We start from the raw sequence: 26,205 nt of genomic DNA on the forward strand, positions 1-26,205 counted from the left end.
GGGTTGGGTATGCGCTATGAACTGGTCATCTTTGACAATGACGGTGTGCTTGTCGACAGCGAGCCGATCTCCAACACCATTCTGGCCGGATATCTGACCGAGCTCGGCCACCCCACGTCGTACGAGGATTCCCTGAGGGACTACATGGGCGCGGCCATGCACCGCGTGCACGACATGATCCTGGAGCGGACCGGGCAGCGGCTGCCCGAAGACTTCGACGAGGCGTTTCACGCGCGGGTCTTCGCCGCGTTCGAGCGGGAGTTGGTGACCGTCGCCGGCGTGACCGACGTACTGGAGAAGCTGGCGGCGGACGGCGTGCCGTACTGCGTGGCTTCGTCCGGCAGCCATGAGCGGATCCGGGTGGGACACCGGAAGACCGGGCTCGACCGGTGGTTCGGTGCGGGAAGCGTCTTCAGCTCCCAGGACGTGGGGCGGGGCAAGCCGGCCCCGGACCTCTTCCTGTACGCCGCCGAGCGGATGGGCGTCACGCCGGAGCGGTGTGTCGTCGTCGAGGACAGCCCCCTCGGCGTCCAGGCGGCACGATCGGCCGGCATGGACGTGTACGGGTTCACCGCCATGACCCCGGCGGCGAAACTCACCGGTGCCAAGGGCTACTTCGACGACATGGGACAGCTGCCGGGATTGCTCGTGTGATCGGCCTACCCAGGGGTAGGCCGGAAGCCTACGCTGTGCCGCCATGACGGATGCGCGGTTGCGGCGTGGGCGGGGATCGCTGACGGTCTGTTTCTTCGTGCAGGGGGTGGCCTTCGCCCTGCTGGTGACGCGTATCCCGGCCATTCAGGACCGGTACGGAATCTCCGACGGGCTGCTGCCCGCCTTCCTCGCGGCCGTACCCCTCCTGGCAGGGGTGGGGAGCGTCGCCACCGGGAAGCTGGTGGCGCGCCTGGCGCCCGGCGCGGTGCTGAGGTGGTCCCAGCCCCTCGTCCTGCTGGCCCTGCTCGGCGTCGGGCTGGGGGACGGCCTGGGAGAGGTGGCCGCCGCGCTCGGTGTGTTCGGGCTGGCGGTCGGGGCGCTCGACGCGTCCATGAACATGCTCGGCGTCAGCCTGCAGGCGGCGTACGGGCGAAGCATCATGCTCGGATTCCACGCGGCGTACAGCCTGGGCGGGATCGCCGGTGCCTCGCTCGCCTGGGCCGGGGCCCACTGGAACCTGTCGTTGGCCGCGTCGTACCTGCCGGTGGTCCTGGTGCTGCTACCGGCGGCGCTCGTGGGCAGCCGGTGGTACCTCGACGGGCAGCGGGCCGGGACGCCTGAGAGGGAGCGGGCGGGGGCGTCGTTCGCGGTGCTGCTGCCGCTCTGCCTGGTGATGACCTTCGCGTACATCGGGGACTCGACGGTGTCGAACTGGAGTGCCAAGTATCTGCAGGATGTGCTCGGGGGTTCGGAGGAGCTGGCGACCGTTCCGTACAACGCCTACATGCTCACCACCCTGTTGGGGCGGGCCGTCGGGGACCTCGGGGTGCGGCGGTTCGGGGGCGTGGCGGTCGTACGGGCGGGGGCGGTGCTCGCGGCGGCCGGGTTCGCGGCGGTGGCCGGGGCGCCGGGGCCGTGGGCGGGGCTGGCCGGGTTCACGGTGCTGGGACTGGGACTGAGTGTGCTGGTCCCGCAGACGTTCGCCGCGGCGGGGAGCGACGCGGACGTGGCACGGCTGAACGTCTTCAACTATGTGGGTTTCCTCGTCGGGTCGCCGTTGGTCGGGGCGCTGGGGGACATGTGGAGCTATCGCGGGGCGATGCTCGTGCCCATGGTGTTGGTGCTGGTGACGTTGTGGTACGCCAAGTCGTTCGGCGTAGAACGGGACCGATACGGTGGCAATCATGAGCGGCCGCGCACTGTTGATGTGGGATGACGCAGTTACGGGATACGACTTCGGGGCGAGCCACCCGATGGATCCCGTCCGGCTCGCGCTGACGATGGGGTTGGTGCGCGCCTACGGGCTGGACCGGGCGGTGGACGTCGTGGCGGCGAAGTCGGCCGGGGACTCGACCCTGCGGCTGGTGCACCGCGAGGACTACGTGGCGGCGGTGCGGGCGGCGTCGGCGGACCCGCAGAAGGCGGACCAGGCGTACGGTCTGGGGACACTGGACGACCCGGCGTTCGCCGGGATGCACGAGGCGTCGGCGCTGATCGCCGGGCAGTCCGTGGGCGCCGCGGAGGCCGTGTGGCGGGGAGAGGCCGCGCACGCGGTGAACTTCGCCGGCGGGCTGCACCACGCGATGCCGGGTTCGGCGGCGGGCTTCTGCATCTACAACGACGCGTCGCTCGCGATCGCGCGGCTGCTGGAGCTCGGGGCGGAGCGGGTCGCGTACGTGGACGTGGACGTGCACCACGGTGACGGGGTGCAGGCGACGTTCTGGGACGACCCGCGGGTGCTGACGATCTCGCTGCACGAGCATCCGCGGACCCTGTTCCCGGGCACGGGCTGGCCCGAGGAGACCGGGGCGCCCGGTGCGGGTGAGGGCGGTGCGGTCAATGTGGCGCTGCCGGCCGGGACGGGCGACGCGGGGTGGCTGCGCGCCTTCCACGCGGTCGTGCCCGAACTGCTCGCGGACTTCCGGCCCCAGGTGCTCGTGACGCAGCACGGCGCGGACACGCACTTCGAGGACCCGCTGGCGCATCTGGCGGTGTCCCTGGACGCCCAGCGGGCGGTGCAGATGGCGTGTCACGGCCTCGCGCACGAGTATGTCGACGGGGGCAAGTGGGTGGCGCTCGGCGGTGGCGGGTACGCGGTCGTGGACGTCGTACCGCGCTCGTGGACGCATCTCGTCGGGATCGCGGCGGACGCGCCGGTGGAGCCGGAGTCGGTGATCCCGTCGTCGTGGCGGGACGAGGTGTACGCGCGGACGCGGCAGCCGGCGCCCGGACGGATGACGGACGGGCGGTGGCCGGTGACGTGGCGGGGCTGGGACGAGGGGTACGACCCGGCGGACCGGCTCGACCAGGCGGTGCTGGCGGCACGGCGGGCGGCGTTCCCGCTGCGCGGGCTGCTGCCGTAGTCGGCCCCCCTGGTGCGGCGGGTCCCGGTGCGGCGGGAGCCGCGCGTGCGCCGCGGTCGGCCGGGTCCGGTGGCGTGGCCTGGTTGAGCCAACTGTGCGAAGTGTGTCTGGTTTTGGCGCTGGTGCTCGGGGTCTGAGGGACCATCGGCTCCGTGCTGAGTACCGGGGCGCTGCGCGCGCATCTGTTGGCGGCCAGGCTGGCCGGGCCCGTGGCCACGTCGCGGGAGGAGAGCCTGCGGAGCTACCGCCTCTTCGTGGCGCGTGATCCGCGGGTTCTCATCGGGCTGGATCCGCAGTGGGGGTGGGGCGAGGGGGATCTGCTGCGGTTGATGGCGGACAAGTGCGGGGTCTCCGACGATCCGGCGCACCGGTCGGGGCCCGATGTCATCGACCCCGAGCGCACGCTGAGAGCTCTCGACGCGTTCGCGGAGCGGCTCGGGGAGGTGGCCGGACGGCGGGCGCCGGTGCTGTTCGGAACCGGTCATCCGCATCGGCTGCTGGGGTTCTACGCAGGGTTGGCAGACGCGATGTCGGCGGCAGGATGCACTGTCCTCACACCGGCGCAGGGGCGATGTGTCGACATAACGACCCGGTTCGGCGTACGCACGTACCGCCTCGATTACGTACGGGGAGTCGCGCTGGTGCGAGAGCCGGGGACCGAAGGCGCCGGTTGTGAGCCCGGCGCACACACCCACTCTCCCCTGCCGGTCAGGGTCGCTCTGGAGGCCGTCGCGGACGGCGGATGGCCGCTGCCCGAGCTGGTCGTCGGAGACCACGGATGGGTCTGCGGGGCAGGTCAGCTGGGCATTGAGGCCATGGGGCTGGCCGACACCGACGACCCCGCCCTGTTCGTCGGTGAGGCGGAGGGGCGCGTGGCCGTGACTGTGCCGCTCGATGACGCTGTGCGGTCCCATTACTACCGACCGCTTACTCGCTATGTACTCAATCGAGCGTGTCTGTCACAGTAGGCGGCCGATGGCTGCTCCTCTTCCCCACTCGTATCACCCGCCCCTAGTCTGGTGAGTGAGCGCACCGCGACGAAGAGTCACCGGAGGGGAAGCCGGTGGGCGTTGTGGGCGGAAGGTACAGGTGGGTCATGGCTGCAGACCAGAGGCCTCTTAACGAGGTCGTGTTCCTGACCGTGGCGGAAGTCGCCTCGGTGATGCGAGTGTCGAAGATGACCGTGTACCGCTTGGTGCACAGCGGTCATCTGCCGGCCATCCGGGTGGGCAGGTCCTTCCGGGTTCCGGAGCAAGCGGTTCACGAGTACCTGCGGGAGTCTTTCGTGGGGGTGGAGACCGCGTAGCGGGAGTCGCGCGGAAGCTTCGGGAGTCCCGCGTGCCCCTCGGATTACAAGCTCGGCGCTCGGGCCGGTAGGCTAGGCCGACGTAGGTCGTGTGGGCCCAGACGCCCCGCACCGAGATCCCCGCTTGTGCGGGGGTGTTCCGAGAAGTGAGCGAGGGTAGTCGTGGGCTCTGTTATCAAGAAGCGGCGTAAGCGGATGGCCAAGAAGAAGCACCGCAAGCTGCTCAAGCGCACCCGCGTTCAGCGTCGCAACAAGAAGTAAGCGACGGCTGTACGTGAGGCATTCGTGGCCCTCCCACCAGTTCCGGTGGGAGGGCCACGGTGTTGTCCGGGGGACGTACTCGGAGTAGTACGGGTGGCGCGGTCATCACAGCGCACCGTCGAACCGCTACGGTGGCGCGTACAGCGGGGACCGACGACCGAGGACCGAACGGAAGGCGCTGATCTTGGGGAAGGTCGTGCTCGTCACCGGGGTGGCCCGGCAGCTCGGCGGCCGTTTCGTACGGCGCATCCAGCGGGATCCCGAGGTGGACCGGGTGATCGGCGTGGACGCCGTACCACCCACCCATCACCTCGGCAGCGCCGAGTTCGTCCGCGTGGACATCCGGCAGCCCGCCATCGGACGGGTGCTCGCCGAGTACGGCGTCGACACGGTCGTCCACATGGACGTCACCGGCACACCTTTGGGCGCCGGTGGCCGGACCGCGGTCAAGGAGACCAACGTCATCGGCACGATGCAGCTGTTGGGGGCCTGCCAGAAGTCGCCGACGATCCGGCGGCTGGTCGTGAAGTCCAGTACGAGCGTCTACGGCTCGGCACCCCGCGACCCCGCCGTCTTCACCGAGACGACCCCGCCGAAGTCGCTGCCCAGCGGCGGCTTCGCGAAGGACGCCGTCGAGGTCGAGGGTTACGTCCGCGGCTTCGCCCGCCGGCGGCCCGATGTGGCGGTGTGCGTACTGCGCTTCGCCAACATCCTGGGGCCCGGCGCCGACTCCCCGCTCGCCGAGTACTTCTCGCTGCCCGTCCTGCCGACCGTCTTCGGCTACGACCCCCGGCTGCAGTTCGTCCACGAGGAGGACGTCGTCGAGGTGCTGCGGATCGCCTCGCACGAGCCTCGGCGCGCCACGCTGAACAGCGGGACGTTCAACATCGCCGGCGACGGTGTGCTCACGCTGTCGCAGTGTTCGCGCCGGCTGGGACGGCCGACCGTGCCCGTCCTGCTGCCGGCGGTCACGTGGGTCGGCACGGCGCTGCGCACGGTCGGTGTGAGCGACTTCTCGCCGGAGCAGATCCGGCTGCTGACGCACGGCCGGGTGGTGAGCACCACGGAGATGCGCGAGACACTCGGGTACGAGCCGGTCTATACGACCGCGGAGACCTTCGCGGACTTCGCGCGGAGCCGCGGGCCCGGGCTGCTGCCGCCGGAGGCTCTGGCGGGAGCGGTCGACCGGCTCGCCGCGTCGCGGCCGGTGAGCGGCGGCAGGAAGAGACTCACCGCGCCGGACAGTGCCCGATAGGCCGGAGAGCGGCCACAGCAGCGACGAGCGCCGGACAACCGGATAAGGAGCCCGAGCAACGATGGCGGACGCCAAGGTCATTCCGTTCGACGACGACCGGTCGCGCGCGGGTGCGCAGCGCACGGGGCGTCGACGGTCCGGGGGGCGCGGTTCCCGGTGGAAGGATGAGGCCGGGGGCGCCGCCGACGCCGCGGTCAGCCCCTTGCCCGGGCAGCACGCGGAAGTGCCGGTGGACGCGCACACGGGTGAGGGTGCGGCCGGTCATGGGTCCGGGCCGGGCGGTGCCGTGGCCGAGGAGAACGCGTGGGAGAGGCGGATCGCCGGCGGTCTGGCGTTCCTCCGGCGGCGCGTCACGGGCGAGTACGAGGTCGACGAGTTCGGCTATGACAAGGAACTGACCGATCAGGTCCTGATGTCGCTCCTCCGGCCGCTCTACGAGAAGTACTTCCGCGTCGAGGTGAAGGGCATCGAGAACATCCCGTCCAAGGGCGGCGCCCTGGTGGTGGCGAACCACTCGGGGACGCTGCCGCTCGACGGGCTGATGATGCAGGTCGCCGTTCACGACAACCATCCGGCCGGGCGTCATCTGCGGCTGCTCGCCGCGGACCTGGTCTTCATGCTGCCGGTCGTCAACGAACTGGCCCGGAAGGCCGGGCACACCCTGGCCTGCGCGGAGGACGCGGAGCGGCTGCTGCGGCGCGGTGAGGTCGTCGGAGTGATGCCGGAGGGCTTCAAGGGCATCGGGAAGCCCTTCAGCGAGCGCTACAAGCTGCAGCGGTTCGGGCGGGGCGGCTTCGTCTCCACGGCGCTGCGCGCCGGCGTGCCGATCGTGCCGTGCTCGATCGTCGGGGCCGAGGAGATCTACCCCATGGTCGGCAACGCGAAGACACTGGCGCGGCTGCTCGGATTTCCGTACTTCCCGATCACGCCGACATTTCCCTGGCTCGGGCCGCTGGGAGCGGTGCCCCTGCCGACGAAGTGGACCATCCAGTTCGGCGAGCCGATTCCGACGGACGGCTACACGCCGGAGGCCGCGGACGATCCGATGCTGATGTTCAATCTGACGGACCAGGTGCGGGAGCAGATCCAGCACACGCTGTACAAGCTGCTCGTTCAGCGGCGGTCGGTCTTCTTCTGACAGGCCGACGAAGCCGACGGTGGGGCGCCCGCCGCAGGCGGGGCGCCCCACGCCGTACTACCTCGCGTCTTCTCCGTCGATGCTCAGGCCCGGGAGGATGCCGGGGAACAGCGGCGGGATCGTGACGTCGGGCGCGGGCGCCGGACTCTCCTGGCTCGACACCGGCGGAGATGTGGACGGTCCGGGCTCCAGCAGGCCACCCGTGTTGCCGCCGAGGAGGCCGTCGTCCGTCGCCGGGCCTGAGCCGGAAGGGCCGGGCTTTCCGGAGCTGCCGGACGGGCGTGACTCCGGGGCGGACGGGGACTGGTGGGCCGGGCCCGAGCCGGTGGACTCCCGGGTGCTGCCCGAGGGTCCGGAGCCGTGGCCGCCCTTCTCAGGGGGCTGCGGAAGCTTCGACTGGAGCGGGCCGACCTCTTCGTCTATGGCGGCGAAGACCGAGCTCACCTGGTCACGTACATCGGTGAGCTGGGCCGGCAGCCGGTCGCGCAGGCCGTTCCAGGCGTCGCGGTGGCTGCTCGCGAAGGAGTTGAGCCTGTCCATGGGGGCGATGGCGCCGTCCCGCTCGTACGCGAGGCGCAGCAGCCGGTGGCCCTCGGAGGCGTCGTGCTGCATGCCGTTGAGCGCGCGCCTGATGGCGTTCAGCGACTCGTGGTCGAGCGCACCGAGCTTGTCCTTCTCCACCAGGCGGCGGGCCTCGCTGAGGCGCGTGGAGGCCTGGTCCAGATAGATGCCGCCGCGGTCGGCGTCGTCGTCGGCCATACCGAGCTTGACGTCCTCGATGCCGCGCTTCAGGCCGTACAGCGTGTCACCGGGGAGGGCGTCGGAACTCGCAGCGGCCACTCCGCTGAACGCGCCCGCTGCCACACCTACGGTGAGTCCGCCCGCGGCGAGCCCCTTCGCCCAGCGGGAGCGGGGGCGCAATCTCCGCAGGGCGGAGGCCCGGTGGCTGCCGTGCCCGGTCGACGTCCGCTGCCCCGGCACGGTAGGGCCCACGGATGCGGCGCCCTCGGCGAACATCGCCTCCATGGCGGCGACGAGCTGGGCTCGTTGCACCACCTTCACCTCGGGGTCCAACTCCGGCTTCGGCAGCTCGCCGAGACCGTTCGCCAGGGCCAACAGGGGACCCTGCTCGCTCGGTTCGCCCGAGGCCGCGGGCTGCTCGGCCGCCTGATCTTCCAGGGCCTGGGCGAAGGCGTTCGCCCGCCGGTGCGCCGAAACGTTCGCGATCACTGGCGGCACCTCCTCTCGTCATGACGGTCGACTCCCCGGGGGGTCCGGAAGGTTGCACGCCTTGAGCACATCCACCCCATCGAGTGAGTGGCTGCGGTCATGGCGTGACCACAGGGAGCCTGCATCCCGCACAACGAGCGTCGCGGCACTTGGGTTACGCACGAAAGATGATCGGACCAGCGCGTCATCGAGGCGTCACCGATGGTGAGTTGGGAGCCACGGACGGTCAGCGGGCATCTTCGGGGAGCAGCCGTGCCAGGGTGCGGACCGCCCGGTACTGGAGGGTCTTGATCGCACCTTCGTTCTTGCCCATCACGCGCGCGGTCTCGGCGACGGACAGGCCCTGCAGGAAGCGCAGCGTCACACACTCCTGCTGCTGCGGGTTGAGCTTGCGGACCGCCTCGAGGAGAGCGGCGTTGGAGAGGGACTCCAGTACGGAGTCCTCCGGGCTCCGCTCGACCTCGTTGGCGTCGAGCATTTCGCCGGTGGTCACTTCCAGCCGGAAACGGCTCGACTTGAAGTGGTCGGCGACCAGGTTGCGCGCGATCGTGACCAGCCAGGCGCCGAAGTCGCGCCCCTGCCAGGTGAAGGTCGAGATGCGGCGCAGGGCCCGCAGGAACGTCTCGCTGGTGAGGTCCTCGGCCGTGGCCTTGCCGCCCACGCGGTAGTAGATGTAGCGGTACACGGTGTCGCTGTACTGGTCGTACAGCCGGCCGAAGGCGTCGGCCTCCCCGGCCTGGGCCCGCTCGACCAGATCCATCATGCGGGCGCTGTCGCTGTCCGCGGTGGGGCGGCGGGCGGTGGTCGAGGTGCCCGAACCGCCCCGGCCACCCCGTCTGCCGACCGCGGCACTGCCGTCGGCGAGGGCATAGCAAGGACCGGCGGGTGCCGGTACGGCGAAGGCGGGGACGGCGTACGCGGTGGGGACGAAGCCGCGCAAATGGTCAATGACCGTTGCGCGCAGCGTAGCCAGGCCCGAGGCGTCAACCCCGACGTGTGGGTACACGGGACTCCCAGAGGCAGAGCTTCCATCACGTGCAGTGCGGAACGTTCACTCGTCGTAGCGACGTGCATGGGTTCCGTATGCGTCTGAGGAGAATAACGCTTCGTGCAGGGAGCGCTACACCGAGTTGCTCAAATCATCGATTCAGTCGCTTCTGTTACCTCTACGCGACGTATCTAGTCACACTTGGTGACCGATTATTGATCGGATTACTTCGGGATCTGCATAACTGCGCGATGAGTTGTGGTCGAGTAGAGGTTCGTGTGACTGGCGGGGCGTGGACGCGGGTAAGACCGCGGGAATGACTTCCTCCGGGGCTCCGCCCCGGATCCCCGGGTCACCGCACCCCCGAGGTGCGGGCCCACCACCGGGGCTTCGCCCCGGACCCCTGTTCGTCTGCGGGCCGTGGTCCGGGTTGTGCCCACCCTCCGCCAAGCTCTCGGCTCCGCTCGAGCAGGGGAGACCCCACCGCCCCGCGGAACGACTGCCCACAACAAGGTGCACTCGTCACACGGCGCAGGGGTGGGGCCGTGCAGGGTCGTCCCCGCAGGGGTTGGCGGCGTGGAAACGGCTCCCTGCAAGGTGCCTCGGGCCGCCGGCCCCGAGGAGTCGAGCCCGGAGGGGCCACACCCCACCACCCACCGGCAGGCGACGAAGCCGCACCCCGAAGAGGCGGCCCCGACCGCCGGCAGGCAGCGCACCCGCACTCGCGTGGGGTCGGGCCGTATACGGGCAGGCGCCGGACCCGCGCCTGGAAGAGGCGGCCCCGACCGCCGGCAGGCGGTGCACCCGCACTCGCGTGGGGTCGGGCCGCCCTTCGGCAGGGCGGTGCGCCCCCGCGCGGGGAGGGTCAGCGGCGGCGGCGGTGGAGGGCCACCGCTGCCGCGGTGCCGCCCGCGATCGCGCCGACGCCGGCCGCCGCCGGGATGCCGACCTTCGCGGCCTTGCGGCCCGTGCGGTAGTCGCGCAGGCGCCATTCGCGTTCGCGGGCGTGTTTGCGCAGCTTGGTGTCGGGGTTGATCGCGTACGGGTGGCCCACCAGCGAGAGCATGGGGATGTCGTTGTGCGAGTCGCTGTACGCCGCGCAGCGGGAGAGGTCCAGGCCCTCCGCGGCGGCCAGGGCGCGGACCGCCTCGGCCTTGGCGGGCCCGTGCAGGGGCTCGCCTACCAGCTTGCCGGTGTACACGCCGTCGACGGACTCGGCGACCGTGCCGAGCGCGCCGGTCAGGCCGAGGCGGCGGGCGATGATCGTGGCCGTCTCCACGGGCGCGGCCGTCACCAGCCAGACCTTCTGGCCGGCGTCCAGGTGGGCCTGGGCCAGGGCGCGGGTGCCGGGCCAGATGCGGTCGGCCATGTATTCGTCGTAGATCTCCTCGCCGATGGTCATCAGCTCGGAGACGCGGTGGCCCTTGACGATGGACAGCGCGCTGTCGCGGGCGTCCTGCATGTGCTCGGGGTCCTCGACACCGGCCAGCCGGAACCAGGCCTGCTGCCAGGCGAACCGGGCCAGTTCGCGGCGCTGGAAGAACTTCCGTTTGTACAGGCCGCGTCCGAAGTGGAAGATCGCGGCGCCCTGCATCACGGTGTTGTCGAGGTCGAAGAAGGCGGCGGCGTGTTCGTCCCCGGGGACGGGGAACTGCGGTTCCCGGGCGGCTGGTGCGGCCTCTTCCAGCTGCTGGAGCTGCTGTGAGGTCTTGCGCGCCGCCTCGGCCGACGCCTCGCCCGCCAGCACGCTGCGTGCGGTGGCGGAACGCCTGTTCGGAGTGAGCCATCCCAGTGCGGCCATGACGTGAGCATAGCCACTTTGTTCGGTCGTTCCCGACGCACGGGCGGGCCGTGGCGTGAACTCTCTCCGTCCGCTCTGTTAAGCGGGCCGCGCCCGGGGCGGACAATGGGGGCATGTTCGGACGTGCGAAGAAGACGGCCGGTCCGCGGACGGTCACGCTCATCGGCAAGCCCGGTTGTCACCTCTGTGACGAGGCGAGGGCGGTCATCGAGGAGGTGTGTGCCGAGACGGGCGCGGTCTGGGAGGAGAAGGACATCCTCCAGGACGAGCAGCTCCACCGGGCGTACTGGGAGCAGATCCCGGTCGTGCTGGTGGACGGGGAGCAGCACACGTTCTGGAAGGTGGACGCCGGGCGGCTGAGGCGCGAACTGGGGGCGTGACCGGGAAAGGCGGTTACCATCGTGTGCGTTTTGTTGGCTTTCGGGGGCATGGCAGCGAGGAGTGTGTACGGCTTTGCCCCCTTCGGCTCCCCAACGGACTGAGGTTCCCCTTGGTTCCCCGACGGCGCGATCCCGTCGCGTGAGCCCGGTCACTTTGCTCGGACAAAACGGACACCATCTTTGTGCACGCGTTCACAAAGACATAGCCTGCTTCCGACGGGGCGGCCTCGGTACACATGGCCGCCTGCAGCCCCGCTCATCCCGCAGGAGCACCGTGGCAACTGGCCGAACTCACCGACCGGCGACCCGTAGCCGAGGAATCCCCGAGGCCACCGTCGCCCGGCTTCCGCTGTACCTGCGGGCGCTCACCGCACTGTCGGAGCGCTCCGTGCCGACGGTCTCCTCCGAGGAGCTCGCGGCGGCGGCGGGCGTCAATTCCGCGAAGCTGCGCAAGGACTTCTCGTACCTCGGCTCGTACGGGACCCGTGGCGTCGGTTACGACGTCGAGTACCTCGTCTACCAGATCTCCCGGGAGCTCGGTCTCACCCAGGACTGGCCGATCGTCATGGTCGGTATCGGTAACCTCGGCGCGGCCCTCGCCAATTACGGCGGCTTCGCCTCCCGCGGCTTCCGTGTCGCCGCGCTGATCGACGCCGACCCCGGCATGGTCGGCAAGCCCGTCGCGGGCATGCCCGTCCAGTTCATCGACGACCTCGAGAAGATCATCGAGGAGAACGGCGTCTCGATCGGCGTCATCGCCACCCCGGCCGGCGCCGCCCAGCAGGTCTGCGACCGGCTCGTCGCGGCCGGCGTCACCTCCATCCTGAACTTCGCGCCGACCGTGCTGTCCGTGCCGGACGGCGTGGACGTGCGCAAGGTCGACCTCTCCATCGAGCTGCAGATCCTCGCCTTCCACGAGCAGCGCAAGGCCGGTGAGGAGCCGGGCTCCGAGGCCGCCGTGCCGCCCGCCGCCGTGCGCGGTGGCGGCGCCTCCGAGGGCGACCGGAAGGGACCGGACGGGGACGTCCCCGCCGTGATGCCGGCATGAGCCTCCTCGTCGTCGGCCTCAGTCACCGCAGCGCCCCCGTCAGCGTGCTGGAGCGGGCCTCGCTCGCCCCCGACACGCAGACCAAGCTGCTCCAGGACGCCCTCGCGGCCGAACCGGCCGCCGAGGCCGCCGTCCTGGCCACCTGCAACCGCATCGAGCTCTACGCCGACGTGGACAAGTTCCACGCGGGAGTCGCCGAGCTGTCCACGCTGCTCGCCCAGCACAGCGGCGTCGGCCTGGAGGAGCTCACTCCCTATCTCTACGTGCACTACGAGGACCGCGCCGTCCACCACCTGTTCTCGGTGGCCTGCGGGCTCGACTCCATGGTCGTCGGCGAGGGCCAGATCCTCGGCCAGATCAAGGACGCCCTCGCGCGCGGCCAGGAGCTGCACACCGCGGGCCGGCTGCTGAACGACCTGTTCCAGCAGGCGCTGCGGGTCGGCAAGCGCGCCCACAGCGAGACCGGCATCGACCGGGCGGGGCAGTCCCTCGTCACCTTCGGGCTCGAGCAGCTGGCCGGCCGGACACCCGTGGACACCTGGGCCAAGGGCAGGCGGGCCCTGGTCATCGGTGCCGGGTCGATGTCCTCGCTGGCCGCCGCGACCCTCGCCCGGGCCGGTGTCGACGAGATCGTCGTCGCCAACCGGACCATGGACCGCGCCGAACGGCTCGTGCAGATCCTCACCGAGCCCGGAGGGACGGGCGTGTCCGCCCGCGCCGCCGAGATGGCCTCCGTGCGTGACGAACTGACACGTGCCGACGTGGTCGTCTCCTGCACCGGCGCCACCGGGCTCGTCCTGACCGGCGAGGTGATCGAGTCCGCGACGGCCGACCGGAAGACGCCGCTCGCGCTGCTCGACCTGGCCATGCCCCGGGACATCGACGCCGTCGCCCACCGCATGGTGAACGTCCGGCTCGTCGACATCGAATCGCTGGCCGAGGCATCCGCCGACGCGCCCATGGCCGCCGACGTCGACCGGGTCCGCTCGATCGTCGCCGACGAGGTGGCCGCCTTCGGCGCCGCTCAGCGTGCCGCGCACATCACCCCGACCGTCGTCGCCCTGCGCACCATGGCCGCCGACGTCGTCGCCGGGGAGATGGCCCGGCTGGAGGGGCGTCTGCCCGGCCTGGACGACAAGCAGCGCGCCGAGATCACCCAGACCGTGCGCCGTGTCGTCGACAAGCTCCTGCACGCGCCCACCGTGCGGGTCAAGCAGCTGGCCAGCGAACCCGGCGGTGCCGGGTACGCGGACGCGCTGCGCACACTCTTCGACCTCGACCCGGAGACGGTCGCCTCCGTCAGCCGGGCCGACATGAATGACGCCGACGTCAAGAACCGAGGGCGAGTATGACCGAGAGGGCATTGAGGCTGGGGACCAGGCGCAGCAAGCTCGCCATGGCCCAGTCCGGGCACGTCGCGGAGGCGGTCCGGCAGCTGACCGGGCGCCCCGTGGAGCTGGTGGAGATCACCACGTACGGGGACACCTCCCGTGAGCACCTCGCGCAGATCGGCGGCACGGGCGTCTTCGTGACGGCGCTGCGCGACGCGCTGCTCGCCGGCGAGGTCGACTTCGCCGTGCACTCGCTGAAGGACCTGCCGACCGCCCAGCCCGACGACCTGGTGGTCGCCGCGATCCCGCGCCGCGAGGACCCGCGCGACGTGCTGGTGGCCCGGGACGGGCTCACCTTGGACCGGCTGCCGTCCGGCGCGCGCGTGGGCACCGGCTCGCCCCGGCGAATGGCGCAGCTCAACGCGTATGCGCGCTGCCACGGCCTGAGTGTGGAGACCGTGGCGATCCGCGGGAACGTCGACACCCGCATCGGCTACGTGCGCAGCGGTGAGCTCGACGCGGTGGTTCTCGCCGCCGCCGGGCTGAACCGCATCGGGCGCATCGACGAGGTCACCGACTTCCTGTCGGTCGACCACGTACTGCCGGCTCCCGGTCAGGGAGCCCTGGCGATCGAGTGCACGGCGTCCGACGCCGGCCTCGCCGCCACGCTCGCCGAGCTCGACGACCCGCACACCCGGGCCGCCGTGACCGCCGAGCGGTCCCTGCTCGCCGCCCTGGAGGCCGGCTGCTCCGCACCTGTGGGTGCGCTTGCCGACCTCCTGGCCGATGGGCAGGTTGTTCATGAGATGCGCCTGCGCGGCGTCGTCGGCACGACCGACGGCTCCACGCTGGTGCAGTTGTCCACCACCGGTCCCGTACCCACGTCGCACGGCGACGCCGTCGCGCTCGGTCGCGAACTCGCGTCCGAGATGCTCGCCAAGGGTGCGGCCGGTCTTATGGGGGAGCGAGCACTTTGAGCCCCACCACTGCATCCAAGGCTTCCTCGGCGTTTTCCGCGTGCGGGCACGTCACCTTCCTCGGCGCCGGACCCGGTGATCCGGGGCTGCTGACACTGCGCGCCGTCGAGGCGCTCCAAGGGGCGGACGTACTGATCGCCGAGCCGGATGTGCTCGACGTCGTACGCGGCCATGCGCGGGCGGGCGTGAGCACGCCTGAGCTGGCGGTTGTTGACGATGCGTCAATGACCGCCGGGGTCCCCGTGTTGAGGGACGCGACCAATCTTGTCATGGAGGCCGCGCGCGGCGGCAAGCGGGTCGTCCGTGCGGTGAGCGGCGACCCGGGCCTCGACGGCAACGCGGGCGCCGAGATGCTCGCCTGCGCCGCCGAGGGGGTTCCCTTCGAAGTCGTGCCGGGTGTCGCGGCGGCGGTGGGCGTGCCCGCGTACGCCGGTGTGCCGCTGCGCGACGCCGAGGGGGCGGACGTCCGCTTCGTCGACGCCCGCACCGCGAGCGAGCGCTGCTGGACCGAGGTCGGGGCGAGCGACGGGACGGTGGTGGTGTCGACCTCCCTCGACTCCGTGGCCGCCGCCGCGGGCGAACTGGTGTCGGCGGGCCGTAAGCCCGACACCCCGCTGACCGTGACCGTCGCCGGTACGACCACCCGGCAGCGGACCTGGACCGCGACGCTCGGCTCCATCGCGCAGGTGCTGAAGCAGGCGAAGGTGCTGCCGTCGCCGGACGGCCACCAGCCCGTCATAGCCGTGGTCGGTGAGCGAAGCGCCGCCGCCCAGCGCGACCAGCTCGCGTGGTTCGAGTCCAAGCCGCTGTTCGGCTGGAAGGTCCTCGTTCCGCGTACGAAGGAGCAGGCGGCGTCGCTCTCCGACCAGCTTCGGTCCTACGGTGCCGTGCCGAGCGAGGTCCCGACCATCGCGGTCGAGCCGCCGCGCACCCCGCAGCAGATGGAGCGGGCGGTCAAGGGCCTGGTGACGGGCCGGTACGAGTGGATCGCCTTCACGTCGGTCAACGCGGTGAAGGCGGTGCGTGAGAAGTTCGAGGAGTACGGGCTGGACGCCCGTGCCTTCGCCGGCATCAAGGTCGCCGCGGTGGGCGAGCAGACCGCGGCCGCGCTGGTCGAGTTCGGTGTGAAGCCCGACCTCGTGCCGAGCGGCGAGCAGTCGGCCGCCGGACTGCTGGAGGACTGGCCGCCGTACGACCCGGTCTTCGACCCGATCGACCGGGTGTTCCTGCCGCGTGCCGACATCGCGACCGAGACGCTCGTCGCCGGTCTGATCGAGCTCGGCTGGGAGGTCGACGACGTGACGGCGTACCGGACGGTGCGCGCCTCGCCGCCGCCGGCCGAGACCCGCGAGGCGATCAAGGGCGGCGGGTTCGACGCCGTGCTGTTCACGTCGTCGTCGACGGTGCGGAACCTGGTGGGCATCGCCGGCAAGCCGCACAACGTGACGGTCATCGCCTGTATCGGTCCGGCCACCGCGAAGACCGCGGAGGAGCACGGGCTGCGGGTGGACGTGCTGTCGCCGGAGCCGTCCGTGCACAAGCTGGCCGAGGCCCTGGCCGAGTTCGGCGCGCGGCGCCGGGACGCGGCGATCGAGGCCGGCGACCCGGTGACGCGGCCGAGCGAGCGGCGTCCGGGCGCGCGGCGCAGGCGTACGACGTAGCGTCGCGGATCGGTACGGTACGGCCGGGTGGGCCCTTTCGGGGGCACGCCCGGCCGTACCGCGTCGCGGGCCGTGGGCGACGGGCTGTCGGCAAGAGCAGGGGCGGGGCGGGCGTAGCGTGGGCGTATGACTTCGTACGGATCCTTTCCCGGTGCGCGGCCGCGGCGGCTGCGTACGAACCCCACGATGCGGCGGATGGTCGCGGAGACGCGCCTGCACCCGGCGGATCTGATCCTGCCCGCGTTCGTCCGGGAGGGGGTCTCCGAGCCGGTGCCGATCGCGGCGATGCCGGGCGTCGTGCAGCACACCCGCGACACGCTGCGGAAGGCGGCCGTGGAGGCGGTGGAGGCCGGGGTCTCCGGGATCATGCTCTTCGGCGTGCCCGAGGAGTCGAAGAAGGACGCGGCCGGCAGCGCGGGGACCGATCCGGACGGCATCCTGCAGGTCGCCGTCCGGGACGTGAGGGCCGAGGTCGGCGACGACCTGGTGATCATGTCGGACCTGTGCCTGGACGAGTACACGGACCACGGGCACTGCGGTGTGCTCGATGCCGAGGGGCGCGTCGACAACGACGCGACGCTGGAGCGGTACGCGGAGATGGCCCAGGTGCAGGCCGACGCCGGCGTCCACGTGGTGGGCCCGAGCGGCATGATGGACGGCCAGGTCGGCGTTGTCCGCGACGCGCTGGACACCATCAACAAGGAGGACGTGGCGATCCTCGCCTACACGGCGAAGTACTCGTCCGCCTTCTACGGCCCCTTCCGCGAGGCCGTCGGCTCCTCCCTGCGCGGCGACCGCAAGACGTACCAGCAGGACCCGGCCAATGTGCGGGAGTCCATGCGGGAGCTGGCGCTCGACCTGGAGGAGGGCGCCGACATGGTGATGGTCAAGCCCGCCGGGCCGTACCTGGACGTTCTGGCGAAGGTCGCCGAGTCGGTGGACGTGCCGGTGGCCGCGTACCAGATCAGCGGCGAGTACGCGATGATCGAGGCCGCCGCCGAGAAGGGCTGGATCGACCGCGACAAGGCGATCCTGGAGACCCTCACCGGTATCCGCCGGGCCGGCGCGCAGATGATCCTCACCTATTGGGCCACCGAGGTCGCCCGGCGGCTGGGGCGCGACTCGTAGAGGACCGCGTGGTAACGGCCCGCGGACTCCCGGCCCGTGGGGTCGAGGCCCTCGCGCCGTACGGCGGCGACGGCCGCGCGCCGTTCCGCGGCGCCGGTGAAATCACGCTGCGGATAACTACGCTGCGGATCGGTCCGGGTGGTCAGGCCGAAGATGGCCAGACAGGACATGACGGGCGCGTAGGAGACCGTCCGCAGCACGAAGGCGCTCACCCACACCGGCCGCCGCGCGCACTCCAGCAGCGCGGCGAACGTGCGGCGGCCGACATAGCTGCCGCCGCCGGTCAGGGTGAGCAGCCCGACGTCGGCCATGGCACCGCACAGTGCGGGGCTCGGCGCGTGCTGTTCGAGGTTCTCCGCGTACCCGGCGTCGAGCAGACCGACGGCCATGGCGTAGTCCAGGGCGCCCCGGGCGATGTCGAGGCCGATGACACGGACGGCGTCCGGCCAGCGCCTCGCCGCGTAGAACTCCTTGTCGCGCTCGATGAGTTCGGCGGTGGTCATACGGGCGGCCGCCGGGCTCGTGTAGTGGGCGTACAGATCGGCCAGGGTCAGGTCGTGGTTGAGGAGTGCGGCGTTGACGCCGTACGAGCAGCACACGTCGAGGACGGTGAGGGACGGGTCCGCCCGTTCGGCGACGGTGCGGCGGAAGACGGCCTGGGCGTGCTGGGGTATCTCGTACGCCAGAGGGGCCAGGCGGGTGAAGTAGGCGCGCGGGTCGGGACGGTCGTAGATGTCCTCGAAGCGGGTCTTGCCCTGTGTCGGCATCGGTTCCTCCTGCGGCCGGGTCCAGGTCCGCAGGCATCCTGGCCCGCCCCGCGCCCCGGGTGGCGGGCGCAAACGGGGGCGCATGGTCGCAGGCGGGTCACAGGTGGCCAGAAGGTCACAGGCGGCCTGAACCGCTCACTTCGTCCGCAGCAGCTCCACGAGGCTGGAGAGGCCGTCGGCGGCGTGGCCCTCGGCCATGGCACGGTCGAGGATGGCCTGGAAGGGTTCGAACAGCTCGCCGCTGACGCCCTGGTCGCGGTAGGCGGCGAGGAAGTTGGGAAAGGCCGACTGGTTGACGGCGATGCTGGAGACGTCGGTGAGATGCTCGCCGGTGTCCACCGCCTCGGCCCATTCGGGCGCGCCGGTGAGCATGGCCCGGATCCAGGCGACGAGCGGCTCCGAGAACTCCTTGGCGGAGATGCCTTCGGTGCGGACCAGGGCGTAGGCCTGCATGACCCCGATGACCATGCCGTACATGCCGGTCAGCAGTCCGAGGTCGTACAGCGCGGCGAGACCGGCGTCCGTCCCGGTCCATGTGGTGCCGCCGAACGCGGCCAGGGCCGGCCGGTGGATCCGGAAGGCCTCCTCGTCGCCGCTGTAGAAGACGTAGGCGTGCGGGCCCGCGATCATCTGGGGGACGGCCATGATGCCGCCGTCGATGTACCGCGCGCCGTGCCCGGCGGCCCACGCGGCCAGCTCGCGGGCTTGGGCGGGTGTGCCGTTGGTCAGGTTGACCAGCGTCTTGCCGGAGACGCCGGCGCCGAGGGTGTCGAAGACCTCGTGGACGTTGTCGTTGGTGAGCAGGCAGAGGACGACGAGAGGGCTCGCCGCGATCGCGTCGGCGGGCGTCGTCGCCGGGAGCGCTCCCCGGGCGACGAGGGGACCGGTCTTGGCGGCGGAGCGGTTCCAGACGGTGACCGGGTGGCCGGCCCCCAGCAGGGCCGAGGCGAGGGCGGTGCCCATCATGCCGAGGCCGAGAACGGCGACGGGGGCGGACGCGGGACTGGGTGCGGAACCGGACGCGGGCAGGGGCGTGGCCATGAAGGGGCTCCTTCGACAAGGACCTCGGTGGGATGCCTCGATCCTCGTCCCGCACCCAACCGCCCACAAGTACCGACTTTTTGGTCAGGTACTTACCGGATGGTGCGTACGGGGGGCGGCGCGTGACCCGCACGCGCCGCCGGGGGCCGTGTCACCAGGTGAGCGCGGCCTCCATGGAGCTCTGCCAGTGGGTGACCGAGGTGGAGGAGTCGGTGTGGGTGCCGGCGGGGAGCGTGATCCTGGCCGGGGCGGCGTCGGTCGAGCCCTTTCCGTCACGCGGGGCGAAGTACACCGCCAGCCGCTCGGTGGTACGCCCGTCCGTGCCGCTGCCGTCCGCGGCGGAGAGCATGATCGAGGCGTAGGCGGACTCGCCGGGGGAGAGCGTCACCACGGCCTGCGGCTTGCTCGCGTCGATGACGGCGGTGGCCGACTGGTCGTCGTCGAAGCGGAGCAGCGGCGCGTGGTAGGCGTTGCAGGCCCGGGAGCCAGTGTTGGTCAGCGTGAGCACCGCGTGGTTGAGGGGGCGGTTCACGGCCGCGTAGGTCACCTTCACGCTGGTGCCGCAGGGTGTGCTGGTGGGGGCGTTGTCCCCGGAGGCGGAGGACCCGCCGGCCGTTCCCTTGCCGCTGGAAGCGGATCCGCCGGACGCTGATCCGGCGGAGGCGGCGCCGGAGTTGTTTCCGGTCTCCTTGCCGCCGGCGCCGCCGCCCGTCTGCCCGCCCGTCGCGGGTGCCGGGGCGGTGCCGGGCGTTCCCCCGGCCGGCTTGTTCCCGGCGGCGGGGGAGCCGCCGGCCGGCGACGGTTCCGCGCCGTTCTGGCAGGCGGTCAGGGACAGGGCGGCGAGAAGGGCGGTGGCGGCGATCGTGGTGGTGCGGATCCGGTTGTTGCGCATGGTGTTTCGGGCTCCCCGTTCGTGGTCGTTCGTGGGTCAGAGACTTCGGAGCAGTGCCGTGACGACCGCGATCGACGCGATCAGGACGGCGAGTGCCGCGGCATCGGTGAACATGCCGCGCGGTCGGGCTCGCATGGCTGCATCCCCAGGGTTGGTGAGGTGTGGTCACAGCCTCCGGGGCGCCGGTTTTCCGCCGCAACGGAGCGCGTCGCATTGGGGAAGCTGGAATGACCGCGAGTACTCTCACCTGGGCGAAAAGTCTTTCCCTGGAACGGCGTTCCGGGACGGACGGCCAACGGGAAGAGGGGGCGACGGGTGGCGGTGACGCCGGAGGCCGAGGAATTCGGGGCCCTGCTCAGGGAACTGAAGAAGCGCTCGGGACACAGCTACGGAGTGCTCGCGGGCAGACTGCACGTGAGCACGTCGACCCTGCACCGCTACTGCAACGGGGACGCCGTGCCGACCGAGTTCGCGCCCGTCGAGCGGCTCGCACGGCTGTGCGGGGCCACGGGCGAGGAACTGGTGAAGGTGCACCGGCAGTGGATCCTCGCGGACGAGGCGCGCCGACGCGGACGGGCGGGTGCGGGAGGCGAGCACCCCGCACCCCCTGCGGGCGCCGCGAAGGCCGGCGGGGCCGGGGGCCCCGAAGACTCCGGGGACTCCCGGGGCGAGGCCCGGGCCTCCGCAGGCTCCCGGGGCGGGGCCGCGGGCTCCGGGAGCGCCGCCGCCGGAAGCGCCACGGGCGAGGCCCGGCAGCCCGCGGAGGACGCTTCAGGAGCCGCGCACGACCGTGCGGGGTCCGCCGGCGCCGCGGCGTCCAGGTGCGCCGCCGAGCCGGTCGGGGCGCCCGACGGCGCGGGCGGCGCCCCGCCCCCGGCGGTCGTCGTCCCGCGTGTGCGCCCGGCCCGGCGCAAGGCGCTCCTCATCGGCCTCGCCGCCGCCGTCGTGACCGCGATAGGCGTTCCGGCCGTCCTCGCCGCGAGTGACGCCGCCCGCTCCGGGCCCGTCGCCGAGGACCCGGTGAACACGTCCGGCGGACCGGCCGGACGTCCGGCGTCCCGGGCGGCGACCCTCCCGCCCGTTCCGCCGAAGTCCGCGGGCCCCTCCCCGAGCGCGTCGGCCGCGGGGCCGAGCCCCGCCCGGACGCCCGCCGGAGAGACGGGGGAGGCGGGGGAGGCGTCGCCCGGGCCCGGCGGACCGCCGGCCTCGACGGGGGTGCCGCTGAGCGTCGGGGTCAGTTCCTACAACTGGGACTTCCCCTGCGACCAGTACTTCCTGGTCGACCGGAAGCCCACGGCGGTGCCGTCGCCGCCCCCGCCTCAGGACCACCGGACCTGGGCGCGTGGCCTCGGCGGGGTCGACGCGGGTGCCTTGCGGCTCCAGCTGACCGCCATCGGCAAGACCCAGGACCCGGTGGTCCTCAGCGCGGTGCACGTCCGTGTCGTGTCCCGGACGCAGCCGCTCGCCTGGCAGGCGTACTCGATGGGCGGCGGATGCGGAGGCGGGGTCACCCCGCAGACGTTCGCCGTCGACCTCGATGTGCCGCGGCCCGTCGTGCGCCCGGTGGACGGCGAGGACGGCGGCAAGGTGGTGCCGGCGAAAGGTTTCCCCTACCAGGTGGCGTCCGGCGACGCCCAGGTCCTGAACTTCGACGTCCGCACCGACGCGCACGCCGTCGACTGGTACCTGGAGGTCGAGTGGAGCAGCGGGGACCGGCGCGGGAGCCTACGGGTCGACGACGGCGGCAGACCGTTCCGCACCAGCGCCCTCAAGGGCCGGCCCGTCTACGACTACTGGCACGAGAAGAAAGCCTGGCTCCCGCTGTGACGACGGCGGGGGTGCCGTCCGTTCCGGGAACGGACAACACCCCCGCCGGGTCGACCGCCGCCTCAGAGACGCTCGGGCGTCCGGATGCCGAGCAGGGCCATGCCCTGGTGGAGGGTGCGGGCCGTCAGCTCGCACAGGAAGAGCCGGTTCTCGACCTGCTCCGGGGTGTCCGCCTTCAGCACCGGGCACTCCGCGTAGAACGCCGTGAACTGCGACGCCAGCTGGTACAGGTACGCGGCCACCTTGTGCGGCGCGTACTCCGCCGCCGCCTCGAAGACCGTGTCACCGAACGCGTCCAGGTGCAGGCCCAGCGCGCGCTCCGTCGGCGCGAGTGCCAGCTCCGGGTGCGCGGCCGGCCTCGCCTCGCCGGCCTTGCGCACGATCGACTGGATACGGGCGTACGCGTACTGCAGGTAGACCGAAGTGTCGCCGTTCAGCGACACCATCTGGTCCAGGTCGAACTTGTAGTCCCGGTTCGGCGACGTCGACAGGTCCGCGTACTTCACGGCACCGATGCCGACCTGGGCGGCCCGCTCCTGGATCTCGTCCTCGGTGAGGTCCTTCGCCTTGTCCCGCACGACCTCGGCGGCGCGCTGCACCGCCTCGTCGAGCAGGTCCTCGAGCCGCACGGTCTCGCCCTCGCGCGTCTTGAACGGCTTGCCGTCCGCGCCCAGCACCGTGCCGTAGCCCATGTTGTGCGCGGTGACCCCGTCGCTCAGCCAGCCCGCCCGGCGGGCCGTCTCGAAGACCATCTTGAAGTGCAGCGACTGGCGGACGTCCACGACGTACAGCAGCGACGTCGCACCCAGCTCGACGACCCGGTTGCGGATCGCCGAGAGGTCGGACGCCGCATAGCCGAAGCCGCCGTCCGCCTTCTGCACGATCAGCGGCACCGGCTGGTCGTCCTTGCCGCGGATCTCGTCGAAGAAGACCACGAGCGCGCCCTCGGAGCGCACGGCGACACCGGACTCCTCCAGGAGCCGCGCGGTCTCCGGCATCATGTCGTTGTACGCCGACTCGCCGACGATCTCGTCGTCCCGGATCTCCATGTCGAGCTTCTCGAAGACGGAGTAGAAGTACACCTTCGACTCGTCCACGAACTGCTGCCACAGCTCCAGGGTCTCCTTGTCGCCGGACTGGAGGGCGACGACCCTCTTGCGCGCCCGCTCCTTGAACTCCTCGTCGGAGTCGAAGCGCGCGCGCGACGCCTTGTACACCCGGTTCAGGTTGCTCATCGCCTGCTCGCCGTCGACCTCGGCCGCCGGGGCCAGCTCGCCGGGGTTCTCGATCAGGTGCTGGATGAGCATGCCGAACTGGGTGCCCCAGTCGCCGATGTGATGCCGGCCGATCGTCTTCTCACCGGTGAAGTCGAGCATGCCGCGCAGCGCGTCGCCGATCACCGCGGAGCGGAGATGACCGACGTGCATCTCCTTCGCCACGTTCGGCTGGGCGTAGTCGATGACCGTGACGCCCGGCTTCTCCTTCAGCGGCACACCGAGCCGGGCGTCGGCGACCCGGGCGGCCAGCGTCTCGATGATGGCCCGGTCGGCGACGGTGATGTTGAGGAAGCCGGGGCCCGAGACCTCGATCTCCTTGAAGATGTCCCCCCGCGCCTGCTCGACGACCTGCGTCGCCAGCTCGCGCGGGTTGCCCTTCAGCTTCTTCGCGAGCGCCAGGATGCCGTTGGCCTGGAAGTCGGCCCGGTCGCTTCGTCGCAGCATGGGGTCGGCGGAGCCGGCCTCCGGCAGTGCTGCCGAGAGGGCGTCCGCGAGGCGCTGCTGCACGGTCGAAGCGAGGGTAGGGACCGAGGCCATTGAGCTTCCGTTCCTGTCGTGGTGGTGAGCCGGTGGATGCTTATTCCGGTTGTCAAGTGTCCCATGGGTACGCAAGCTCTTTGTCGCGACGGGGCGTGGCCTGTGGACAACCTCGGACGGAGTTCTTTCGTCTGGGAGAATGACTTACGCCAGCCCTTCGAGAACCCCGAGGAATCAAGGACGTGCCGACCGTGGCTCAGAGCAGCACCGAGACCGACTGGGTCTCCCGTTTCGCGGACGAGGTCATCGCCGAGTCGGAGCGACGTGCGCCTGGGAAACCGGTCGTGGTCGCCTCCGGCCTGTCGCCGTCCGGCCCCATCCACCTGGGCAATCTTCGTGAGGTCATGACCCCCCACCTGGTCGCGGACGAGATCCGCCGGCGGGGACACGAAGTGCGCCACCTGATCTCCTGGGACGACTACGACCGGTACCGCAAGGTGCCGGCCGGGGTCCCCGGCGTGGACGAGTCCTGGGCCGAGCACATCGGCAAGCCGCTGACCTCCGTCCCCGCCCCGGCCGGCTCGGCGCACCCGAACTGGGCGGAGCACTTCAAGGCCGCGATGACCGAGTCGCTCGGCGAGCTGGGCGTCGAGTACGACGGCATCAGCCAGACCGAGCAGTACACCTCCGGCGCGTACCGCGAGCAGATCCTGCACGCCATGAAGAACCGTGCCGCGATCGACGCGATCCTCGACCGGTACCGCACCAAGGACAAGGCGACCGGTAAGCCCAAGAAGCAGCAGAAGCCGGTCGACGAGGCGGAGCTGGAGGCCGCGGAAGGCTCCGGCGCGGCCGGCGAGGACGACGGTTCCGGCGGCTCCGCGGGGTACTTCCCGTACAAGCCGTACTGCGGCCGGTGCGACCGTGACCTGACCACCGTGACGGCGTACGACGACGACACCACCGAGCTGGCGTACAGCTGCGTCTGCGGCTTCTCCGAGACCGTCAGGCTCAGCGAGTTCAACCGCGGCAAGCTGGTCTGGAAGGTCGACTGGCCGATGCGCTGGGCGTACGAAGGCGTGATCTTCGAGCCGAGCGGTGTCGACCACTCCTCGCCCGGCTCGTCGTTCGTCGTCGGCGGGCAGATCGTGCGCGAGGTCTTCGACGGCGTCCAGCCGATCGGCCCGATGTACGCCTTCGTCGGCATCTCCGGCATGGCCAAGATGTCGTCCTCCAAGGGCGGCGTCCCGACCCCGGCCGACGCGCTGAAGATCATGGAGGCGCCGCTGCTGCGCTGGCTGTACGCGCGCCGCAGGCCCAACCAGTCCTTCAAGATCGCCTTCGACCAGGAGATCCAGCGGCTCTACGACGAGTGGGACAAGCTGGAGTCCAAGGTCGCCGACGGCAGCGTCCTGCCGGCCGACGCCGCCGCCCACTCCCGGGCCGTGCGGACGGCCGCCGGCGAGCTGCCGCGCACGCCGCGCCCGCTGCCGTACCGGACGCTCGCCTCGGTCGTCGACATCACCGCCGGACACGACGAGCAGACCCTGCGCATCCTCAGCGAGCTGGACCCGTCCGACCCGCTGACCTCGCTCGACGAGGTCCGGCCGCGGCTGGACCGCGCCGAGAACTGGATCTCCACCCAGGTCCCGGCCGAGCAGCGCACCATCGTCCGCTCCGAGCCCGACGGCGAGCTGCTCGGCTCGCTGGACGACAAGGGGCGCGAGTCGCTGCGCCTGCTGCTGGAGGGCCTGGACAGCCACTGGTCGCTGGACGGCCTCACCACCCTCGTCTACGGCGTGCCGAAGATCATGGCCGGGCTCGACCCGGAGGCAAAGCCGACGCCCGAGCTGAAGGTCGCGCAGCGCACGTTCTTCGCGCTGCTCTACCAGCTGCTGGTCGGCCGGGACACCGGCCCCCGGCTGCCCACGCTGCTGCTGGCGGTCGGCGCCGACCGGGTGCGCAAGCTGCTCGCCGCCTGATCGCCGGATCACCGTCGGAGGGCTCTCACTTGCGGGTGAGGGCCCTCCGCCCGTTTCTGCATCGTTCGGATGACCCGGAGTTCGGCCTGCCGCAGGACGATCCGGTTGGACGCCCGCGGGACCGTGGACCCATGAAGGAAATCGTCGCAGTCATCGGTTGGGTCGTCGGCGTCCAGGGCGCGCTCGGGGTCGCGGGCAGGGTCTTCGGGGACAAGCCCTGGGGCCTGCTCCAGAAGTGGTGGGAGATCCCGACCGCGGGATACGCCGTGATCGCGGTCGTCGGCGCCGCTGTCGCCGTGTACGGGGAGACGGCGAAGGCGCGCAAGCGGGCGGCCGGCTGACCGGCGCCCGGCTCGGGCAGGTGGCGCCCGTCTCGGGCAGGGGCCGGGTGGCGGGGCCGGGGCGCTCCGGTGGGGGCCGG

The 26,205-nt window shown here is 71.4% G+C and carries 24 protein-coding genes; 17 read left to right on the top strand and 7 right to left on the bottom strand.

What is annotated here, in order from left to right; genetic code table 11:
• Window positions 1–9: 9 nt before the first annotated feature.
• The 8 genes from ACY34K_RS31675 (at window position 10) to ACY34K_RS31710 (ending at window position 6,977) form a co-directional block, all read left to right on the top strand.
• Window positions 10–654: an HAD family hydrolase gene (locus ACY34K_RS31675; protein WP_462753368.1), complete on the top strand. Its 645-nt coding sequence runs from the start codon at window positions 10–12 to the stop codon at window positions 652–654.
• Window positions 655–697: 43 nt separating this feature from the next.
• On the top strand, window positions 698–1,870 hold the full coding sequence (locus ACY34K_RS31680) for an MFS transporter (protein ID WP_462753304.1): 1,173 nt from the start codon (window positions 698–700) through the stop codon (window positions 1,868–1,870).
• A complete protein-coding gene (locus ACY34K_RS31685) occupies window positions 1,839–3,017 on the top strand; it encodes an acetoin utilization protein AcuC (RefSeq protein ID WP_462753306.1) in 1,179 nt (392 codons plus the stop codon). Before ACY34K_RS31680 ends, ACY34K_RS31685 begins: the two co-directional genes overlap by 32 nt.
• 152 nt (window positions 3,018–3,169) lie before the next feature.
• Window positions 3,170–3,985: a phosphatase gene (locus ACY34K_RS31690; protein WP_462753308.1), complete on the top strand. Its 816-nt coding sequence runs from the start codon at window positions 3,170–3,172 to the stop codon at window positions 3,983–3,985.
• Between the two features lie 128 nt (window positions 3,986–4,113).
• Window positions 4,114–4,323 (top strand): helix-turn-helix domain-containing protein, encoded by a 210-nt coding sequence (locus tag ACY34K_RS31695; protein WP_462753310.1) that lies wholly within the window; start codon window positions 4,114–4,116, stop codon window positions 4,321–4,323.
• Window positions 4,324–4,485: 162 nt separating this feature from the next.
• Window positions 4,486–4,584 (top strand): 30S ribosomal protein bS22, encoded by a 99-nt coding sequence (locus ACY34K_RS31700; protein WP_003948845.1) that lies wholly within the window; start codon window positions 4,486–4,488, stop codon window positions 4,582–4,584.
• 184 nt (window positions 4,585–4,768) lie between these two features.
• Window positions 4,769–5,839 (top strand): NAD-dependent epimerase/dehydratase family protein, encoded by a 1,071-nt coding sequence (locus tag ACY34K_RS31705; RefSeq protein WP_462753312.1) that lies wholly within the window; start codon window positions 4,769–4,771, stop codon window positions 5,837–5,839.
• Between the two features lie 61 nt (window positions 5,840–5,900).
• Window positions 5,901–6,977, top strand: a complete 1,077-nt coding sequence (locus tag ACY34K_RS31710; protein ID WP_462753314.1) for a lysophospholipid acyltransferase family protein — start codon at window positions 5,901–5,903, stop codon at window positions 6,975–6,977.
• Window positions 6,978–7,034: 57 nt separating this feature from the next.
• Here the strand turns inward: ACY34K_RS31710 and ACY34K_RS31715 are convergent, their stop codons facing one another.
• The 3 genes from ACY34K_RS31715 to ACY34K_RS31725 all read right to left on the bottom strand — a co-directional run bounded on the left by ACY34K_RS31715 (window position 7,035) and on the right by ACY34K_RS31725 (window position 10,996).
• Entirely contained in the window at window positions 7,035–8,207 is a 1,173-nt protein-coding gene (locus ACY34K_RS31715; protein WP_462753316.1) for a DUF5667 domain-containing protein, read from the bottom strand.
• Between the two features lie 226 nt (window positions 8,208–8,433).
• Window positions 8,434–9,213: an ECF subfamily RNA polymerase sigma factor, BldN family gene (locus tag ACY34K_RS31720; RefSeq protein ID WP_462753318.1), complete on the bottom strand. Its 780-nt coding sequence runs from the start codon at window positions 9,211–9,213 to the stop codon at window positions 8,434–8,436.
• Window positions 9,214–10,060: 847 nt separating this feature from the next.
• Complete coding sequence (locus ACY34K_RS31725; protein ID WP_462753320.1) at window positions 10,061–10,996, bottom strand: HAD family hydrolase; 936 nt, start codon at window positions 10,994–10,996, stop codon at window positions 10,061–10,063.
• A 113-nt stretch (window positions 10,997–11,109) separates the two neighbouring features.
• Between ACY34K_RS31725 and ACY34K_RS31730 the strand changes: the two genes are divergently transcribed.
• The 6 genes from ACY34K_RS31730 (at window position 11,110) to hemB (ending at window position 17,521) form a co-directional block, all read left to right on the top strand.
• Window positions 11,110–11,376 carry a glutaredoxin family protein gene (locus ACY34K_RS31730; RefSeq protein ID WP_462753322.1) on the top strand — a complete coding sequence of 89 codons (267 nt, stop codon included), beginning with the start codon at window positions 11,110–11,112 and terminating at the stop codon, window positions 11,374–11,376.
• 274 nt (window positions 11,377–11,650) lie between these two features.
• Window positions 11,651–12,424, top strand: a complete 774-nt coding sequence (locus ACY34K_RS31735) for a redox-sensing transcriptional repressor Rex (RefSeq protein ID WP_462753324.1) — start codon at window positions 11,651–11,653, stop codon at window positions 12,422–12,424.
• Complete coding sequence (locus ACY34K_RS31740) at window positions 12,421–13,776, top strand: glutamyl-tRNA reductase (RefSeq protein ID WP_462753326.1); 1,356 nt, start codon at window positions 12,421–12,423, stop codon at window positions 13,774–13,776. The genes ACY34K_RS31735 and ACY34K_RS31740 overlap by 4 nt, the downstream gene beginning before the upstream one ends.
• On the top strand, window positions 13,773–14,732 hold the full coding sequence (hemC, locus tag ACY34K_RS31745; protein ID WP_462753328.1) for a hydroxymethylbilane synthase: 960 nt from the start codon (window positions 13,773–13,775) through the stop codon (window positions 14,730–14,732). The genes ACY34K_RS31740 and hemC overlap by 4 nt, the downstream gene beginning before the upstream one ends.
• The gene (locus ACY34K_RS31750; protein WP_462753330.1) at window positions 14,729–16,393 is read left to right on the top strand and encodes a bifunctional uroporphyrinogen-III C-methyltransferase/uroporphyrinogen-III synthase; all 1,665 of its coding nucleotides are present in this window, start codon (window positions 14,729–14,731) and stop codon (window positions 16,391–16,393) included. The genes hemC and ACY34K_RS31750 overlap by 4 nt, the downstream gene beginning before the upstream one ends.
• Before the next feature lie 126 nt (window positions 16,394–16,519).
• A complete protein-coding gene (gene hemB / locus ACY34K_RS31755) occupies window positions 16,520–17,521 on the top strand; it encodes a porphobilinogen synthase (protein WP_462753332.1) in 1,002 nt (333 codons plus the stop codon).
• On the opposite strand, the gene ACY34K_RS31760 is transcribed toward hemB, so the two are convergent.
• The 3 genes from ACY34K_RS31760 to ACY34K_RS31770 form a co-directional block, all read right to left on the bottom strand.
• Window positions 17,476–18,288 carry a hypothetical protein gene (locus tag ACY34K_RS31760; protein WP_462753334.1) on the bottom strand — a complete coding sequence of 271 codons (813 nt, stop codon included), beginning with the start codon at window positions 18,286–18,288 and terminating at the stop codon, window positions 17,476–17,478. The two genes, hemB and ACY34K_RS31760, sit on opposite strands and share 46 nt — an antisense overlap.
• 135 nt (window positions 18,289–18,423) lie before the next feature.
• A complete protein-coding gene (locus tag ACY34K_RS31765; RefSeq protein WP_462753336.1) occupies window positions 18,424–19,329 on the bottom strand; it encodes an NAD(P)-dependent oxidoreductase in 906 nt (301 codons plus the stop codon).
• A gap of 151 nt (window positions 19,330–19,480) precedes the next feature.
• Window positions 19,481–20,221, bottom strand: coding sequence for a DUF4232 domain-containing protein (locus ACY34K_RS31770; RefSeq protein WP_462753338.1), 741 nt, complete (start codon window positions 20,219–20,221; stop codon window positions 19,481–19,483).
• Window positions 20,222–20,536: 315 nt separating this feature from the next.
• Between ACY34K_RS31770 and ACY34K_RS31775 the strand changes: the two genes are divergently transcribed.
• A complete protein-coding gene (locus tag ACY34K_RS31775) occupies window positions 20,537–22,048 on the top strand; it encodes a helix-turn-helix domain-containing protein (protein ID WP_462753340.1) in 1,512 nt (503 codons plus the stop codon).
• A 62-nt stretch (window positions 22,049–22,110) separates the two neighbouring features.
• On the opposite strand, the gene argS is transcribed toward ACY34K_RS31775, so the two are convergent.
• On the bottom strand, window positions 22,111–23,862 hold the full coding sequence (gene argS, locus ACY34K_RS31780) for an arginine--tRNA ligase (RefSeq protein ID WP_462753342.1): 1,752 nt from the start codon (window positions 23,860–23,862) through the stop codon (window positions 22,111–22,113).
• A gap of 182 nt (window positions 23,863–24,044) precedes the next feature.
• On the opposite strand from argS, the gene lysS reads away from it, so the two are divergent.
• Entirely contained in the window at window positions 24,045–25,784 is a 1,740-nt protein-coding gene (gene lysS, locus ACY34K_RS31785) for a lysine--tRNA ligase (RefSeq protein ID WP_462753344.1), read from the top strand.
• 131 nt (window positions 25,785–25,915) lie between these two features.
• A complete protein-coding gene (locus tag ACY34K_RS31790) occupies window positions 25,916–26,125 on the top strand; it encodes a hypothetical protein (protein ID WP_462753346.1) in 210 nt (69 codons plus the stop codon).
• The last annotated feature ends 80 nt before the right edge of the window (window positions 26,126–26,205 follow it).

This window comes from Streptomyces sp. STAM6 (assembly GCF_054963715.1).